A 16,403-nucleotide genomic window follows, 5' to 3' on the forward strand; every position below is an offset into this window, starting at 1 on the left:
AAGGAACGGGTGAAACGCTCGCCGTCGAGGCGCATCGTCGCCGTCACGACGCGTTCCTTCGCGTGCTCCGCATCATCGGCAGTCACGTCCTCGACCTCGATGCGGGCCCTCGCCGAGGCCATGACCTGGTCAGAGAGGAATCCGCGCTGGTCATTGGGCAGACCGGGATCAACCATGGCAGTTGCTGCGCTCGCCTTCCCCTCGGCGAGCAGCTCGAGATACTGGCGGACCTGTGCCTCGGGAGTGCGCGTCCAGTTCGCGATCGCCAGGGCGACGCTTCCCGCAACCACGAGGACGACGAGTGCCACAACGCCGATCACGATGCCCTTAATGCGGCGGCGGCTCTTGGTGGACATCGGGGTGAAGGTCACGCCCGTCTGGGGCACGACGGGCGCCTGAACGGCCATGTACTGAGGGTTGGCGGGGGCATGGGGAGGGGTCAGGTTGGACGAGGGGCCCGGGGGTGGTGGCACCTGCGGATTAGGTTCAGGAGCGGCAGGTGGGACGCTCATCCCCTGCCTCACATCGTTAGCGTGCGGTTCCATCGCCTCTCCTCACTGTGCTGGCGTCGCCGATCTGCGCGTCTGGGATATAACGCAGGGACCAACGGATACGAACTCGACAATATCCCATAGCGTCATGGCACCTCAAGGACGCGCGCTCATCGCACCGGACACCGAGACCCAGTCGGCATCGGATAACAGACGTGTGGTGCCCGTCCACACCAGCGGACAAGCACCACACGGATAGTGTGCGACGGCCAACTATCAGAGGGCGAAGGACACCCTAAAGTCAGGCTTGCCGTCCTGATCGACCTTCAGGAGCCCGTTGCTGTCGAACTGCACATCGAGAACCAGCGCGGTATCCACGTCGCGCGTTCCCTCCATGTAGTACTTGTTCGAGTACGTTGCCGTGAAGGTGACGTGTCCTTGGAAAGCTCCCGGGTCGCTCGCCAGCGGCTCCATGGACGCGGGCATGGTCTTCACCGAGACCGCGGTGAGCGCATCGCTCTGAATCGCTAAGGGACACACGGAGTTCTGGTTGCCCGGGATGGATGCGCACGAGTCAATGACCTCCTTGCCAGCTTCGAGCGCCGCATCCTTCAGATTATTGTTGTAAGTAGCCACCAGGGACACGTCGCTCGCATCGCCGCCGGTATTGCCGCGATGGACGACATCGAGCACGGCAACGGTCTCGGGAGTGGCATCGACGTATTCGCTCGGCGCGACCGGCGTAAACGTGTATACGCCCGGATAGAAGAAGAACGTTGTCCCTTCCCCCATGAGTTGCTTCTTAGGGGCATCGGCGCTCACGTCGCCGACCGTAAATTGGGCGTATCCCTGAGCGTCGACACTCACCTCGGACACCAGAGCATCCTTGACCCTCCAGTTGCCCAGAACGCCCATCGTGGGCTTCGCTTTCGTCACTGTGAACTGGTGCGTGAAACGCTCACCGTTGACCTGCATAGTCGCGGTCACCGAGCGCGTGCTCGATTCATCGTTCTTATCGGCAACGACATCTTCGACGACCAAGCGAGACTGGGCCGAGGCCATGACGCCGTCAGTGAGGAAGGTTCGCTGATCGTTCGGAACGCCCGGATCGACCATCGCAGTTGCGGCGCTGGCATTACCTGCCGCCAACAGATCCAGATACTTGCGCACCTCGGCCTCGGGCGTGCGCGAACTATTGGCAACCTTGATCGCCACCACGCCAGCAATCACCACCACGAGGAGGACACCGACCACGATCCCAATCAGCTTCACACGCTTCTTACTCGCCGCAGACATCGGCGTGAAAGCCACCCCACCGTTGCCAGCAACCGCCGGGCTCGCCCCCGCCGGCCCCGCCGGCGGAACCGGAATCGGCGCATCCATCGACTCGTTCTTCTCAGTGCCCATCATGTGCTCCTCACACCCATTGACAATCCGTGACCGAGCCAGCAGCACACCCCGTGTGTCCGGACAATCGGCCATTTAGGCGTGCTCAGTATCACGCCACAGATGCCCACAGTCAAAGAGCGCTCACACTGCGGATAAACCGTGCCCGTCCGCTTCACGCGGACGGGCACTGCGCAGGAAGCTCACGAGGTGTGCGCGTTAGCGCGTAAAACCTACCGAGAAGTCGGGCTTCCCATCCTCATCCAAAATGAGCACGTCGTTGTCATCCAACTGCGCGATGATCTCTATCTTGGCTTCAACGTCGCGAGTACCCTCCATGTAGTACTTGTTCGAGTACGTTGCCGTGAAGGTGACAGCAGCCCGGAAGAATGTCGGCTGATCCGGAGATACCGGCCCGAGGGCCTTCGGCATGGCACCGGAGACCGCAGTGACCGCGTCGCTCTGAATTGCGAAGGGACACACGGCGTTCTGGTTGCCCGGGATGGACGCGCACGAGTCGACGACCTCCTTGCCAGCATCGAGCGCCGCCGCCGTGAGCTTCGTGTTGTAGGTGGCTGTCATCGAGACGGAGGTACCGTCTCCACTCCACGAATCACCGAGGATCGACACGGTTTCCGGGTTGGATTCGGCATACTCGCTCGGTGCGACCGGTGTGAACGTGTACACGCCCGGGTAGAAGAGGAAAGTCGCATCGTCGCCGTCCTGGCCCGTCCGATGGGCGTCGGCGCTCACGTCGCCGACGGTGAACTGGTTGTATCCTCGGGCGTCGACGCTCACCTTGGATACCAGAGCATCCTTGACCTGCCAGTTGTCCAAGACACCCATCGTGGGCTTCGTCTTCGTCACCGTAAACTCGTGAACGAAACGCTCACCGTTGACCTGCATGGTCGCGGTCACCGTACGCGTATCAGACTCGCTTTTCTTACCGTCGTTATCGCCCTCACCAACGCTGATGTCTTCAACAACCAGCAGCGACTGAGCTGACGACATCACCGAATCCGTCAAAAATACGCGCTCGTCGTTGGCTACGCCCGGGTCGACCATCGCAGTTGCGGCGCTGGCATTACCTGCCGCCAGCAGATCCAGATACTTGCGCACCTCGGCCTCGGGCGTCCGCGAACTATTGGCGACCTTGATCGCGACCACGCCAGCGATCACCAGCACGAGGAGGACACCGACGATGATCCCGATCAGTTTGATGCGTTTCTTACTCGCCGCGGACATCGGCGTGAAAGTCACCCCTCCATCGCCACCAGCCGCCGGGCTCGCCCCCGCGGGACCCGCCTGCGGAACCGGAATCGGCGCGTCCATCGGTTCATTTTTCTCTGTGCCCATCATGTGCTCCTCACACCCATTGACAATCCGTGACCGAGCCAGCGACACACCTCGTATGCCTGGACAACCGGTCATTCAGGCGTGCTCAGTATCACGCCACAGATGCCCATAGTCAAAGAGCGATCACACTACGGATATGGGGTGCCCGTGGGCAGACACGGACGGGCACCGGGTGTATAGGACCCTGTGTCAGTCGTCGCTATCAGTTTCCATCTCAACGACGGGCAGCGCCTTCGTCGGCGGCACGCAAGCATCACCGCGCAGCGCGGGCAGGGACAGTCCGGCGGTCGCTGGAATCTCCTCCGACGACTCCGCGAGTTTACGCGCCACGCGCGACATCGGTCGGGACGATGCCTCGTGGCCTTCGGTCGTTCGCTTCATCCTTACGCTCTTCCTCTCAGATTCCTGCGCTGAGCACGCCGCCATCCAGCGGCCCCACGCTCAGCGGCCCACATCACACTAGTCTACGGAATCCGTCTGGAAATGGTCCCACGCCCCGCGCAGGACCTCTCCATCGAACATTGCGCAGGGTTCCTCACCCGACTCACATGCGCGGGCTCGGCCGAGCACTCGGAATCCCTCCGGTAGCCGCGCGTCCTGCGGGAATACGGCGAGCATGCCGTGCTCCTCGCCTCCCTGGAGCACCCACCTCACCGGATCTGCTCGGCAGATCAGAGCCGGTGCCTGCAGGTGCCAGGCCTCCTCCTCGATCGCGGGCCGATCAAACTCAATGACGACTCCCGAGGCCTTGGCGATACGCGTGGCGTCCGCTGCCGGCCCATCTGACAGATCCATCATGGCCCGCGCGCCCGCAGCGGCGGCAGCCACGCCTGATCCGAGCGGAGGGGATGGCGCGCGGTAGGTCTCAACAAAGGGAGCCAGGTCACCGAGCTGCTCAACGCCTCGAGCCGACGGATCGACGTGTCCACCCTCCAAGAGATCGAGGCCGGCGTAGGAATAGCCGAGAGTACCGCTCACCGCCACGACATCTCCGGGGCGCGTGCCATCGCGTCGCACCACCGGCCCCGGACAATAGCCGAAGGCCGTAATCGAAATAACGAGCTTCTCCCCCGCGCTCAGGTCTCCACCGACGACGCCCGCGTCGGCCTGACGCGCGCGGTCCCCCAGGCCTCGTACGACGTCCAGGAATACGTCAGCGTCCATGTTCCGGGGAGCCACCACCGATGCGACCAGAGCTGAGGGCCGTCCGCCCATCGCATCAATATCCGCGAGATTCTGGGCGGCAACGCGGGCACCGACCTCGTAGCCGGTTGACCACGAGAGGTGAAAATGCTGGTCCTCCACCATGACATCCGTCGTCACGATAAACGAGCCTTCGGGAGCTGCGACCTCGGCGCAGTCGTCGCCGATGCCAATGATCGTGCGCTCGCCACGCGGGAAAGACTCGCGGAAATGGGACACCAACTGGGCCTCGGACAGGTCACCTAACTTCATGAAAGACAGCCTAGTCGCGTGCGCCTCGCTGCGCCGCGAGGGCAACTTACCTTTCCAGGCCTCGCACGGTCTGCGAGGCGAAGAGGCACGTCGCTGCCGCGCTGGCCACGTTCAAGGACTCCGCGTCCCCCGTCATCGGAATCGACACGAGCGCGTCGCACAGGCGCATCTCGTCCCCCGACAGGCCTCGCGCCTCGTTCCCAAACACCCAGGCGTGGGACTGAGACAGGCGGGAGCGAGCGGATACCCCTTGCACGAGGAGGTCAGACAAGCTCAGTGAACCCGCACCGCCGCTGGTGCCCAGGAGAGCAGCGCTACGGCCGTGAATGAGGGCGCGGGCTTCGGCAAAGGACGGAACAACGCACACGGGAATATGGAAAACAGAACCGGCACTCGAGCGCACGACCTTCGGACTCGCGGTATCCACCGTTCCCGCGACGGCCACGACACCAACCGCGCCGAACGCGTCCGCCGTGCGAATGATCGTACCGACGTTACCGGGATCGCGTCCCTGGGCAAGCACGACGATCGTCTCGCCCACGCTCGGCTCAGGCAGCTCTCGCGAGAGGGCATCCAACGAAGCAACCGCACAGATTCCCTGGGAATCCCCCGAGAGCACAGCCGATACCTCAGGAGTGACCGGGTGAACCCAGCGCGTCACGCGTCGGGCGGCCTCCACGACGTCCGCGTGGACCTCCCACGCGTCCTGCCGCACATACACGTCACGCACGCACGCGCCGCGGTGCGTGACAAGTTCGCGCACGGCCTGAGGCCCCTCGACGAGCATCAGGCCGCAGCGCGAACGCGCCGAGCGCCCGACCAGACCCGACACCCTGCGCACGCGATCGGCGCGGGGATTATCGAGAAGGGTCAGGCGCTCGGCGGAAGAGCTCACCTATCAGGCCTTGGGGGCGTTGATGTCGGCGGGCAGCGCGTCCTTGGCGACCTTCACCAGGGCGTTGAACGCGTTGATGTCGTTCACGGCCAGCTCGGCCAGCATGCGACGGTCGACCTCAACGCCGGCCAGGTTCAGGCCCTGGATGAGGCGGTTGTAGGTCAGGCCCTGGGCGCGGGACGCAGCGTTAATGCGCTGGATCCACAGACGACGGAAGTCGCCCTTCTTGGCCTTGCGGTCGCGGTAGGAGTAGACGAAGGAGTGAGTGACCTGCTCCTTGGCCTTACGGTACATGCGCGAGCGCTGGCCGCGGTAGCCGGAGGCCTGCTCGAGTACGGTACGACGCTTCTTCTTGGCGTTGACAGAACGCTTAACACGTGCCATTTTCTACTGTTCTCCTCTAACTCGAGCTCACTTGCCCAGCAGACGCTTGACGCGCTTGACGTCAGCGGTCTCCAGGACCTGGTCGGTCGCCAGACGACGGGTCTTGCGGCTGGACTTGTGCTCCAGCAGGTGGCGGGCGCCGGCCTGCTCGCGCATGATCTTGCCCGAGCCGGTCGTGCGGAAGCGCTTCTTAGCACCGGAATGAGTCTTGTTCTTCGGCATTTCTATTCCTTCGTTGTGAGGCGATGGGTATCGCCGTCAGTCCTGTTCGTCAGCCTTGTCGGCTGCCACTCGGGCCTGGTCCTTGCTGGCGCGCTCCGCGCGCTTGCCCCGGCGCTCAGCGCGCTCGGCCTCGCGGCGCTTGCGCTGCTCAGTCAGGGCGTCAGCCTTGCGCTTGGTGGGTGCCAGCACCATCGTCATGTTGCGCCCGTCCTGACGGGGCATCGACTCGACGGTGGCAAGCTCACCGATTTCCTCGGCGAGGCGCTGCAGGAGGCGAACGCCAGCCTCGGGGCGAGACTGCTCTCGACCGCGGAACATGATCATGACCTTGACCTTGTCGCCGGCGGACAGGAAGCGCTCCACGTGGCCCTTCTTGACACCGAAGTCATGATCGTCGATCTTCAGTCGGAAGCGGATTTCCTTCAGCTGCGTGTTCGCCTGGTTACGGCGAGCATCGCGGGCCTTCTGGGCGGCTTCGTACTTGTACTTGCCGTAATCCATGAGCTTTGCGACGGGCGGCTTAGCGTTCGGCGCAACCTCAACCAGGTCAAGTCCGGCCTCTTCGGCCAGACGCAGCGCGTCCTCAACTCGAACGACGCCGACCTGTTCACCTCCGGGTCCCACGAGGCGAACCTCGGGGACTCGAATACGCTCATTGATGCGAGTCTCGCTGATGAGCGGCTCCTTCCACAGAATCCTTATGCGCGAAACGAAAAGCCTCCGTTACGCGACGCGCACGGAGGCTTCCATAGGGTCAACACGCACGGGTGCTGACCGCCGAACCCGATCCCCTGCGCGACACCCTGATGGGCGGCATCCTCTCAGATGAGAGGCGGGTATCCAGGTGGGATTTCTCCGCTTGCGTTCCGGGCTTTCGCCCAGACGGTCATAGTTACTATACCAGAAATGGCGGGAGAGTGCCAGATCAGCGATCATTGCGCGCCTCACGCGTCGGTGGGCACTCGCCGAGTATGCTCAGCGCAGGACGGGAGCGATCTCCACTCGGTCCGCCGAGGCAATGAGGCGCGGGTTCGTCCCCACAGCGTTCAGAGCCGCAGACAGCTCAGCTTTCATCGATGAGGCCTCCTCCCCCCGCGCGAATCGCGCGCGGTCGACGGACACGACGACGCGCGTCAGTCCATCCCCCGCGTAGACGATGCCCAGGTCGACGATGGCACGGCATGCGGCGCTGGCCTCGGCGAGCAGGAGCTCACGCAGAGCCTCGTCACGCCATGCAGGCAGCCACTCATCCCCCTGCGCGAGGGCAGCGACGGCGGGGCGGGGCAGCAGCACGGCGTCAGTGCCCGGGTTGACGACGATGCGTCCACCGGTCTCGACGAGGGCGGTCAGCCCGATCGTGCGGAAGTCGAGGGCCATCGGACGGTCCCCCGGTCGGTGGGCGGACAGCGCATCGGCTGACGAATAGATGGCGAGGGCCTCACCCGCAGGGGTCTGTGCCCGCACGAAGTCAATCGGGTTGTGCCCGTTTTCTCCGGCGTGGATACCCGTCACGCGCGGGTCGGGTTCAACATCAATAGGCACGATCACGCGCTCGAAAACGAGCGCGTCAACGAGCGCCTCGAGCTGAGCTGCTCCCGCGTCGTTCCCCCGGCCCAACGCGAGCGCCCGGGTGGTACGGGGAAGCCCCTGCCCGACATCCGCGCGGTCGTGGCTCATCATCGACAGGCGCTGCGCCAGTCGATTCTTCTGTTCCTCCGTGAGGGAAGGCGGCGTGGGGGTCATGACTGCTCCTCGTATCCGGCGACGTCCAACGCGTCTGCCAGGGTAAATGCGCCCTGATAGAGTGCCTTTCCGACAATCGCACCCTCGATGCCGAGACTGCGCAACGCTTCGATGTCGGCCAGGGAGTTCACCCCACCGGAGGCGATGATGCGGGCGGGAGTGCGGTCCGCGACCCGGGCCAACAGGTCCCTGTTCGAGCCGTTCATCTGGCCATCTCGCGTCACGTCGGTGACGACCAGGCGAGCCACCCCCGCCTCGTTCAAGGCGTGCAGCGCCTCCCAGACGTTTCCGCCCTCGCTACTACCTCCGCGCGCGGCCAGGTGATCGCCGCGCACGTCCAGGCAGACGGCGACGCGCTCGCCGTAGGTATCAATCGCTTCGCACACGGCGTCAATGTTTCCGAGCGCCTGCGTCGCGATATTGACGCGCTCGGGTCCCATCGCTAAACCAGCCTCGATGGCGTCCCTGTTCGTGATGCCTCCCGACAGTTCGACACGCACAGGAACCTCATGGATGACTCGCGCGAGCAACTCAGAGTTCTCACCGCGATCAAACGCCAGGTCCAGGTCGACGAGGTGCACCCAGCGGGCCCCGGCCTCGTGAAAGGAGTGGGCGACATCGATCGGACTCCCCCACGATCCGTCGTCGATCGATCCCGAGGACAGTCGCACAGCCTGCCCGCCCGTCACGTCGATCGCTGGCAGCAGCTGAAGAACCGTCATGATTGCTTGCGTCGCAGCCAGCCGAAGGGGCCGCCACCCTGGCAGCTGCCATCGGCGGCCACGGAATCCTTGTAGTCGGCCGGCGTCGTGCGCCCCAGGAGCAGATCCTCCGTCGCCGCGGGCATGGCACCGAGCAGAAGGCCGGCGGGAATCGTCTCCTCCGGTTCTCCGCTCACGTAGCGCTGGGCGGAAATACGACCCGAGACCCCGGGCTCCACGCCGTCCCCCTCCACGAGCCAGCTCATGAGGGCAACTGCCCCATACTTCGACAGGTTCGACACCGCACGGGCGACTCGGTCCACGGCGTCGGGCATCGGGCGCTGGCCGGTGAGCAGCGCATCGAGCTCCTCCTCATCAGTCGGAGTCGTCTCAACACGCAGCCAGACGGCAGTCCACGGCTTGAGACGTACGATCGACTCGCGCACGCCCGACAGTGCGAGCAGCGAATGCAGCGCCTCCGGATAGGAAATCGGGGCGAGCACGAGGGCAACCGAGAGACGGCCGCCATCCAGGTGCAAAGACTCGTCGACGGGCGTATCGTCCGGGTCGAGGGGCGGCAGGGAATCGCCCGCATCGGGCGATGCACCCAGCGATGCAACCAGCGACTGGAACTCAGCATCGATATCGTCGTTGTGAGCGCTCACCGCTCCTCCTAACACTGTGTATCTCTCTCCAAGGATACTGTTGATCCACGAGCGCGCGCGTGATGCGCTCTCCCCTCAGCGAAAGGACCTCACGATGACCACCCCGACGATCCCCGTGCGCGGGGAGATCAAGCTCGGCCAATTCGTCAAGCTCGCCTCCCTCGCCGAGGACGGTGCCCAAGCCCGCGAACTCATTCAGGCCGGCGACGTGACCGTCAACGGCGAGGTAGAGACGCGCCGCGGCCACCACCTGAGCATCGGTGATCTCGTCGAGGTCGATGCCCCCTGGGGCCGGGCAGCCGCGGTCGTCGGGTCCGCCTCCTAGCCGCCGCAGCAAGCGGCGCGAGCCGAGTCCCATCGGGGCCCGGCTCGCATCATGTCAGGACGAGGTCACGACCCCGCCCGCGCCGACGACGGCCTTGATGTGGCTGAAGAAGGCGCTCGTTTGCTCGACGCGCAGCTTCGGATCCAGCTCGACAATTGTCGTGCGACCCGGTTCCGTCAGGTGCAGGCGCACCGGGGAACCACCCGGGTAGGACTCGAGAACGCCACGCAGATCGGTGAGGAGCTCGGGTGTGCACCGCGCGGCGGGCAGGCGCAGGTCGAGCGGCAGGTCCGCCCCACCCGACAGATCCAGGAGGGTCATCGACTGGCCATAGATGGTCATGCCCTCCTCACGCACGTTCACCTTGCCCTCGATCTGGACGATGATGTCCTGGGCGAGGTAGGTCTGAATCGACTCGTAGGAACGCGGGAAGAAGAGCACGTCCACGGAACCCGACAGGTCCTCGATCGTCGCAATCGCCCACGCGTTACCTTGCTTCGTCACCTTCGTCGTCACACCGGACACGAGGCCCGCGATCTTCACGATGCGATCCGCCATCGCCCCATCGGAGCCGACGACCTGAGCAATCTCGTAATCCTGGTGGCGAGCCAGCGCCGCCTCCACACCGCGCAGCGGGTGGTCCGAAACGTACAGGCCCAGCATCTCACGCTCGGCCGCCAGCTTCGTCTTGCGGTCGAACTCGGGCAGGTCCGGGATGTCGATCGTCAGGCCCGAGCCCGTGTCCTCGTCCTCCCCGAGCGCACCGAAGAGGTCGAACTGCCCGATCGCCTCGTTGCGCTTCACATCGATGATCGCGTCCACGGCCTCGTCGCAGCGCGCGAGGAGGGCGCGACGCGTGTGCCCCATCGAGTCGAACGCGCCCGCACGAATGAGGGACTGGATCGTACGCTTGTTGCACACCACCTGGGGCACCTTGTCCAGGAAATCCTGGAACGAGGAGAAACGCCCCTTCTTGGCACGAGTCTCCACGATCGCATCGACGACCGGGCCACCCACGTTCTGGATGGCGTTCAGGCCGAAGCGGATCGCCTCACCGTCAGGCGCAAAGTTACCCATCGACGCGTTCACGTCCGGGGGCAGGACCGTGATATCCATGTGGCGACACTCCGCCAGGTAGAGCGCACGGCGATCCTTGTTGTCCTTCGTCGAGGTCAGCAGGGCCGCCATGTACTCCGTCGGGTAGTTCGCCTTCAGGAACGCCGTCCAGTAGGAGACGAGGCCATAGGCCGCCGAGTGCGCCTTGTTGAAAGCGTACGCGGAGAAGGGAACGACGACGTCCCACAGGGCCTTGATCGACTCCTCGGAGTAGCCGTTATCGACCATGCCCTGGCGGAAGCCCTTGAACTGCTGGTCCAGGACCTCCTTCTTCTTCTTACCCATCGCCTTACGCAAGATGTCTGCCTGGCCCAGCGAGTAACCCGCCAGCTTCTGCGCGATCTGCATGACCTGCTCCTGGTACACGATCAGACCGAAGGTAGTTCCCAGGATGTCCTCGAGCGGCTCCGCCAGCTCCGGGTGGATAGGAGTAATCTCCTGACGCCCGTTCTTACGCAGCGCGTAGTTCGTGTGCGAGTTCGCACCCATCGGGCCCGGACGGTACAGGGCGCCGACGGCGGAGATGTCTTCGAAGTTGTCGGGCTTCATGAGCTTGAGGAGGTCGCGCATGCCACCACCATCGAGCTGGAAGACGCCGAGGGTCTCGCCTCGTCCCAGCAGCTCATACGTCTTCTTATCGTCGAAGGCCAGGTGATCGAGGTCCGGGTCCGGCTTGCCGTTGAGCGCGATGTTTTCAAGCGCATCCGACACAACCGTGAGGTTACGCAGGCCCAGGAAGTCCATCTTGAGCAGGCCCAGCGTCTCGCACGTCGGGTAGTCGAACTGCGTGATGATCGCGCCGTCCTGCGGGCGCTTCATAATCGGGATGATGTCGGTGAGCGTGTGGGAGCTCATGATGACCGCACACGCGTGCACGCCCCACTGGCGCGTGAGCCCCTCCAAGCCGAGCGCGTACTGGACGACCTCGTGCGTGTCGGGATTCTCCTCGTAGAACTTACGGAACTCCGAGGCCTCGGCGTAGCGCTTGTCCTTCTCGTCGAAGATGCCGTGGACCGTGATGTCCTTGCCCATGATCGCCGGGGGCAGAGCCTTGGTGAGCTGCTCGCCGACTTTGAAGTCCTTGCCCAGAATGCGCGCGGAGTCCTTCAGGGCCTGCTTGGTCTTAATCGTGCCGTAGGTGACGACCTGGCTAATGCGGTCCTCGCCGTACTTGCGCTTGACGTAGGCGATGACCTCGTCGCGCCTACGTTCGTCGAAGTCGACGTCGAAGTCAGGCATCGAGATTCGCTCGGGGTTGAGGAATCGCTCGAAAATCAGGCCGTGATCGAGGGGGTTCAGCTCGGTGATCTTCATGGCGTAGGCGACCATCGATCCGGCACCCGAGCCACGGCCCGGCCCCACGCGGATGCCCTGCGACTTCGCCCAGTTGATGTAGTCGGCGACGGTGAGGAAGTAGCCGGGGAATCCCATCGAAATAATGACGTCTTCCTCGTACTGGGCCTGCTTGCGCACGTCGTCCGGGATACCGTTCGGGAAGCGATCACGCAGGCCTCGTTCGACCTCCTTGATGAACCACGAGGTCTTATCCTCCCCCTCGGGGACCGGGAAGTCGGGCATGTAGTTCGCGCCCTCCTTCGTGGTCGTGAAATGCACGTCGCAGCGCTCCGCGATCTCGAGGGTCGAGTCGCAGGCACCGGGCAGTTCGCTCCACAGCGAACGCATCTCGTCCGACGAGCGGATGTAGTAGCCGTCGCCGTCGAACTTAAAGCGATCAGGATCGTTGATGCGCGAACCGGAGTTGATGCACAGGAGCGCGTCCTGGATCTTGCGGTCGTCGCGCTTGACGTAGTGCGCGTCGTTGGTGGCCACCAGGGGCGCGTTCATGAGCTTGGCGATCTCGAGGACCTGCTGGTGAGTGCGCCGCTCGATGTCGATGCCGTGGTCCATGACCTCGACGTAGAAGTTCTCCGCGCCGAAAATGTCGCGAAGCTCCGCGGCCTCAGCCACGGCCTCGTCCCACTGCCCCAGGCGCAGACGCGTCTGCACGGCACCCGAGGGGCAGCCCGTGAACACGATGAGGCCCTCGTGGAACTGGTTGAGCAGCTCCTTGTCGGCGCGCGGCCACTTGCCGAACTGGCCGTCCGTCGAGGCGTAGGACCCCAAGCGAAAGAGGTTGTGCATGCCCGTCGTGTTGTAGGCGATCAGGGTCAGGTGGTTGTAGGAGCCGCCGGCGCTCACGTCGTCGGCGCGCTGCCACGGCTCACCCCACAAAACCTTCTGGCGATCAAAACGCGAGGTTCCCGGCGTGACGTAGGCCTCCAGGCCGATGATCGGCTTCACGCCAGCGTTCTTGCAGTTCGTGTAGAAATCGAAGGCACCGAACAGGTAGCCATGATCCGTCAGGCCGATCGCCGGCTGCCCGAGGCGCGCAGCCTCCTGGGCCATCGCTTTCGTCTTCGCAGCTCCGTCGAGCATCGAGTACTCGGAGTGATTGTGAAGGTGCACGAAGGAATCAGCCATGCGTCGATTCTACTGTCCGAGGCCCGCGCGAGGACGACGGACGCCCCGCGTCAAGCGGTCGTTCATCTCACGGCGTGACCCGGCCGCGACGAGGCCGGGGCGCCCGGGCACTCATCCAGCCTCGACAGGTCAGTTGCGGGGGTGTCGCAGCTCCTCGAGCGCGGCCTCGAGATCGGCCGGGTACGGACTGGACACACTCATCGGCATCCCCGTGCGCGGGTGAGTGAAGCCGAGGCGCACCGCGTGCAGCCACTGACGGGTCAGCCCCAGGCGCTCGGCCTGCGTGGGATCGGCACCGTAGAACGTATCTCCGACACACGGATGTCCGACGGCTGCCATGTGCACGCGGATCTGGTGGGTGCGCCCCGTCTCAAGGTGCACCTCGGTGAGCTGAGCACCCGCCATGAGCTCCAGCGTGTCGTAGTGAGTGACCGCGCGCTTACCGCTGTCGATCACAGCCATGCGCCATTCGCGCGACGGATGACGCCCGATCGGGGCATCAATCGTGCCCGAGGCCGGGTCAAGGTGACCAGCCACAACCGCGTGATACATCTTCTCGATCGTGCGCTCCTTGAAAGCACGCTTCATGACCGTGTAGGCGAGCTCGGACTTGGCAACCATCATCGCGCCCGACGTCCCCACGTCGAGTCGGTGAACGATGCCCTGACGCTCGGGAGGGCCGTAGCTGGTGATGCGGTACCCCGCGGCCTCCAAGTTACCCAGGACCGTGGGGCCTTCCCATCCCGGGCCGGTGTGGGCGGCGACGCCCACAGGCTTATCGACGACGACGATGTCCTCGTCGTCGTACAGGATCGTCATATCGGTGACCGGGGTCGGCTTATTCTCAGGCTCCGGGATCGTCACCTCGATAATGTCGAGGGCACCGAGGCGATCCGATTTCCCCGCGGCAACACCGTTAATGAGGACGTGCCCCTCCCCCGCCAGCTCCGCGCAGCGCGAACGCGACAGCCCAAGCATGCGCGCCAGGGCAGCATCGACCCTCTCGCCCACCAGGGCGTCGGGAACGGGAAGCATACGCGAGCTCACTGCGCCTCCTCCTTCGAAGGCTCCCGGGAGAGCGCGAGCGCGAGCAGCGGCGCCCCAAGAACGATCCAGATATCAGCGACATTGCCGACGAACCAGGTGCCGTATGCGATGAAATCGGTGACGTGGCCGACGCCGAAGCCGGGTTCGGCCGTCAGCCGGTCGATGAGGTTACCGACCGCCCCACCCGCCAGCAGCGCGATCGCCAGCAGCGTCGAAGCGCGATGCACGCGACGGGCGAGAACCGCGAGCACGCCGATGATCACCACGGTGAAAATCGTCAGAATCCAGGTCTTCCCAGCCGCAAAAGAGAACGCGGCACCCGAGTTGTGGACAAGCCTGAGCGACAGCCACTGCCCGATCAGGGGGATGGGCTCCGAAGCATCGAGGACGGCGCGCGCCCACATCTTCGACGCCTGATCGGTGATAATCGCGACCGCGAACACGAGGCCCGCGTAGATCCACGTCGAACGAGTGCGGATCGGGTGGGAGGAGTCAGCCATGGTTCCCTATCTTAAACGAGCGGCGGCGGCGCACCACGAAGTGCACCGCCGCCGATTGACGATTGCGATCAGTTCTCGCCGTTGCCAACCTCGTTGAGCAGGGTCTCGAGGTGGCTGCGCAGGTTCGTGCGGTACTCGGCCTCGAAGGTACGCAGACCGTTGATCTTGTTCTCGAGCAGCTCGCGCTCCTGGTCGAGCTGGGAGAGCAGCGAATCCTTCTGTGTCTGAGCGTCGGCGATGATCTTCTCGCGCTCGGCGTTGGCCTCGGCGATGATCTTTGCACTCTGCTCTTCGCCGTCGCGCACGTACTCGTCGTGGACGCGCTGAGCGAGGGCCAGCATCGAGGTGGCGGACTCCGCATCCTGCGGACCGGTGAGGGCAGCAGCAGGAGCCGGGGTCTCGACGGCCGGGGCCGCAACGGGGGCGGGGGTCTCGGCGGGGGTGTAGTCGGAGTTGGACAGCTCGGCAACGCGGCGCTCCGCAGCCTCAAGCTTCTCCTTCAGATCCTGGTTCTCCATCTGCAGGGAGTAGATGGTGGAGACAACCTCATCGAGGAACTCATCAACCTCGTCCTGGTCGTATCCCTCGCGGAACTTGACGTACTGGAACTTCTTGTTGAGGACATCCTCGGTAGTGAGCAGGGCCATTTCTTCGCCTCTCGGTCGTTTCGATTGGACGCGCGGAACCCGCACGCCTGGACGACCGGGAAGGCCGCCCGCTATCACGTCACGAAAATAATAACTGAAATTGTCACACTAGCAACATCCATCACGAGAAGAGGTCCATTTTTGTGGGGCCTCTCATCTCGAGATTTGATGGCTACAGACTCATGAAGTAGAGAACATTCGCCAAGCGCTGCGCAACGATAAGGACCAGGAACAACACCATGAAACCAACATCGATTGCCATGCCACCGCCGACGCGCAGGGGTGGAATAAAGCGCCCAATCCAACGGATCGGAGGGTCTGTGAGCGTGTACAGCGCATTCGCGACAACAAGCAGGATCCCGCTGGGACGCCATCCGCGCGCGAAAAACTGAATCCAGTCCAGAATGACGCGCGCGAACAGCACCATCATGTACAGGTTGATGAGGACACTCAGCCCCCACCCGAACCAGCCGAGGACGACCACGAAGCCTCTCAGCCCTGGTTGTAGAGGGAACCGCGGCGTCCCGACGTGTTATCACCCTGAACCTCGACCGAGGCCGGGGACAGGAGGAAGACGCGGTTCGTCACGCGCTCAATCACGCCGCGCAGGCCGAAGGTCAGACCGGCTGCAAAGTCCACGAGACGACGGGCCTCTTCCTCACCCATGTCGGTGAGGTTGATAATGACGGGCGTGCCATCGCGGAACGCCTCGCCGATCGTGACGGCATCAGAGTATGCGGTCGGGTGGATCGTCACGATGCGCGTGAGATCCTCGACGGGCTCCTCCCGACGAATACTCGTCAGGGTCGGACGAGACACAGGAGTAATGTCGGCCACGGGTGCCACCTCTTCAACCTCATCGAATTCTTCGAATTCGTCGATGGGCTCCTCGGGTGAGTACCAGCCCATGAACTTACGTGCGCGTGCACCGAACGACTCGCTCATTGTTCCTCCTTCAGCCGATGCATAGCCACAAGCTACAGGCGCTT

At 64.0% G+C, this 16,403-nt stretch carries 18 protein-coding genes and 1 pseudogene; 1 reads left to right on the plus strand and 18 read right to left on the minus strand.

Annotated elements, in window-relative coordinates; translation table 11 throughout:
* From O3684_RS05885 to O3684_RS05940, 12 genes and pseudogenes are all read right to left on the minus strand, one after another.
* Window positions 1-356 (minus strand): annotated as a pseudogene (locus tag O3684_RS05885) (hypothetical protein); the annotation flags it as partial.
* A 411-nt stretch (window positions 357-767) separates the two neighbouring features.
* Window positions 768-1,898, minus strand: coding sequence for a hypothetical protein (locus O3684_RS05890; protein ID WP_500065726.1), 1,131 nt, complete (start codon window positions 1,896-1,898; stop codon window positions 768-770).
* A gap of 198 nt (window positions 1,899-2,096) precedes the next feature.
* A complete protein-coding gene (locus O3684_RS05895) occupies window positions 2,097-3,233 on the minus strand; it encodes a zinc ribbon domain-containing protein (protein ID WP_500065607.1) in 1,137 nt (378 codons plus the stop codon).
* A 189-nt stretch (window positions 3,234-3,422) separates the two neighbouring features.
* Window positions 3,423-3,614 carry a hypothetical protein gene (locus O3684_RS05900; protein WP_500062415.1) on the minus strand — a complete coding sequence of 64 codons (192 nt, stop codon included), beginning with the start codon at window positions 3,612-3,614 and terminating at the stop codon, window positions 3,423-3,425.
* Between the two features lie 78 nt (window positions 3,615-3,692).
* On the minus strand, window positions 3,693-4,688 hold the full coding sequence (gene thiL / locus O3684_RS05905; RefSeq protein WP_500065609.1) for a thiamine-phosphate kinase: 996 nt from the start codon (window positions 4,686-4,688) through the stop codon (window positions 3,693-3,695).
* 46 nt (window positions 4,689-4,734) lie between these two features.
* Window positions 4,735-5,583, minus strand: a complete 849-nt coding sequence (locus O3684_RS05910; protein ID WP_500065611.1) for a TrmH family RNA methyltransferase — start codon at window positions 5,581-5,583, stop codon at window positions 4,735-4,737.
* 3 nt (window positions 5,584-5,586) lie between these two features.
* Window positions 5,587-5,967 carry a 50S ribosomal protein L20 gene (rplT, locus tag O3684_RS05915; protein WP_007587751.1) on the minus strand — a complete coding sequence of 127 codons (381 nt, stop codon included), beginning with the start codon at window positions 5,965-5,967 and terminating at the stop codon, window positions 5,587-5,589.
* 27 nt (window positions 5,968-5,994) lie between these two features.
* Complete coding sequence (gene rpmI, locus O3684_RS05920; protein WP_005871559.1) at window positions 5,995-6,189, minus strand: 50S ribosomal protein L35; 195 nt, start codon at window positions 6,187-6,189, stop codon at window positions 5,995-5,997.
* A gap of 36 nt (window positions 6,190-6,225) precedes the next feature.
* The gene (gene infC, locus O3684_RS05925; protein WP_082157705.1) at window positions 6,226-6,891 is read right to left on the minus strand and encodes a translation initiation factor IF-3; all 666 of its coding nucleotides are present in this window, start codon (window positions 6,889-6,891) and stop codon (window positions 6,226-6,228) included.
* 273 nt (window positions 6,892-7,164) lie between these two features.
* Window positions 7,165-7,932, minus strand: coding sequence for an SseB family protein (locus O3684_RS05930; protein ID WP_500065613.1), 768 nt, complete (start codon window positions 7,930-7,932; stop codon window positions 7,165-7,167).
* Entirely contained in the window at window positions 7,929-8,654 is a 726-nt protein-coding gene (locus O3684_RS05935) for a HisA/HisF-related TIM barrel protein (protein ID WP_500065615.1), read from the minus strand. Before O3684_RS05935 ends, O3684_RS05930 begins: the two co-directional genes overlap by 4 nt.
* Window positions 8,651-9,298 carry a hypothetical protein gene (locus O3684_RS05940; RefSeq protein WP_500065617.1) on the minus strand — a complete coding sequence of 216 codons (648 nt, stop codon included), beginning with the start codon at window positions 9,296-9,298 and terminating at the stop codon, window positions 8,651-8,653. The genes O3684_RS05935 and O3684_RS05940 overlap by 4 nt, the downstream gene beginning before the upstream one ends.
* Before the next feature lie 94 nt (window positions 9,299-9,392).
* Here O3684_RS05940 and O3684_RS05945 point away from each other — a divergent pair, with 94 nt between their 5' ends.
* Entirely contained in the window at window positions 9,393-9,623 is a 231-nt protein-coding gene (locus tag O3684_RS05945) for an RNA-binding S4 domain-containing protein (RefSeq protein WP_500065619.1), read from the plus strand.
* A gap of 54 nt (window positions 9,624-9,677) precedes the next feature.
* On the opposite strand, the gene dnaE is transcribed toward O3684_RS05945, so the two are convergent.
* The 6 genes from dnaE to O3684_RS05975 form a co-directional block, all read right to left on the minus strand.
* Window positions 9,678-13,220 (minus strand): DNA polymerase III subunit alpha, encoded by a 3,543-nt coding sequence (dnaE, locus tag O3684_RS05950; protein WP_500065621.1) that lies wholly within the window; start codon window positions 13,218-13,220, stop codon window positions 9,678-9,680.
* A gap of 129 nt (window positions 13,221-13,349) precedes the next feature.
* Window positions 13,350-14,255, minus strand: a complete 906-nt coding sequence (locus O3684_RS05955) for an RluA family pseudouridine synthase (protein ID WP_500065727.1) — start codon at window positions 14,253-14,255, stop codon at window positions 13,350-13,352.
* A gap of 8 nt (window positions 14,256-14,263) precedes the next feature.
* Entirely contained in the window at window positions 14,264-14,767 is a 504-nt protein-coding gene (gene lspA / locus O3684_RS05960; RefSeq protein ID WP_500062423.1) for a signal peptidase II, read from the minus strand.
* A gap of 68 nt (window positions 14,768-14,835) precedes the next feature.
* The gene (locus O3684_RS05965; RefSeq protein ID WP_500062424.1) at window positions 14,836-15,414 is read right to left on the minus strand and encodes a DivIVA domain-containing protein; all 579 of its coding nucleotides are present in this window, start codon (window positions 15,412-15,414) and stop codon (window positions 14,836-14,838) included.
* Window positions 15,415-15,586: 172 nt separating this feature from the next.
* Window positions 15,587-15,898, minus strand: coding sequence for a YggT family protein (locus O3684_RS05970; RefSeq protein WP_500065623.1), 312 nt, complete (start codon window positions 15,896-15,898; stop codon window positions 15,587-15,589).
* A gap of 8 nt (window positions 15,899-15,906) precedes the next feature.
* Complete coding sequence (locus O3684_RS05975; RefSeq protein ID WP_500065625.1) at window positions 15,907-16,359, minus strand: cell division protein SepF; 453 nt, start codon at window positions 16,357-16,359, stop codon at window positions 15,907-15,909.
* Window positions 16,360-16,403 lie beyond the last annotated feature (44 nt).

Source organism: Pauljensenia sp. 20925_1_27 (assembly GCF_041432835.1).
Classification (GTDB): Bacteria; Actinomycetota; Actinomycetes; order Actinomycetales; family Actinomycetaceae; genus Pauljensenia.

Coding starts and splice junctions, on each gene's coding strand:
- O3684_RS05930 (WP_500065613.1), bottom strand. CDS start 7,932: ATGACCCCCACGCCGCCTTCCCTCACGGAGGAACAGAAGAATCGACTG.
- lspA (WP_500062423.1), bottom strand. CDS start 14,767: ATGGCTGACTCCTCCCACCCGATCCGCACTCGTTCGACGTGGATCTAC.
- O3684_RS05895 (WP_500065607.1), bottom strand. CDS start 3,233: ATGGGCACAGAGAAAAATGAACCGATGGACGCGCCGATTCCGGTTCCG.
- O3684_RS05955 (WP_500065727.1), bottom strand. CDS start 14,255: ATGCTTCCCGTTCCCGACGCCCTGGTGGGCGAGAGGGTCGATGCTGCC.
- O3684_RS05945 (WP_500065619.1), top strand. CDS start 9,393: ATGACCACCCCGACGATCCCCGTGCGCGGGGAGATCAAGCTCGGCCAA.
- rpmI (WP_005871559.1), bottom strand. CDS start 6,189: ATGCCGAAGAACAAGACTCATTCCGGTGCTAAGAAGCGCTTCCGCACG.
- O3684_RS05900 (WP_500062415.1), bottom strand. CDS start 3,614: ATGAAGCGAACGACCGAAGGCCACGAGGCATCGTCCCGACCGATGTCG.
- thiL (WP_500065609.1), bottom strand. CDS start 4,688: ATGAAGTTAGGTGACCTGTCCGAGGCCCAGTTGGTGTCCCATTTCCGC.
- O3684_RS05965 (WP_500062424.1), bottom strand. CDS start 15,414: ATGGCCCTGCTCACTACCGAGGATGTCCTCAACAAGAAGTTCCAGTAC.
- O3684_RS05890 (WP_500065726.1), bottom strand. CDS start 1,898: ATGGGCACTGAGAAGAACGAGTCGATGGATGCGCCGATTCCGGTTCCG.
- O3684_RS05975 (WP_500065625.1), bottom strand. CDS start 16,359: ATGAGCGAGTCGTTCGGTGCACGCGCACGTAAGTTCATGGGCTGGTAC.
- dnaE (WP_500065621.1), bottom strand. CDS start 13,220: ATGGCTGATTCCTTCGTGCACCTTCACAATCACTCCGAGTACTCGATG.
- O3684_RS05935 (WP_500065615.1), bottom strand. CDS start 8,654: ATGACGGTTCTTCAGCTGCTGCCAGCGATCGACGTGACGGGCGGGCAG.
- rplT (WP_007587751.1), bottom strand. CDS start 5,967: ATGGCACGTGTTAAGCGTTCTGTCAACGCCAAGAAGAAGCGTCGTACC.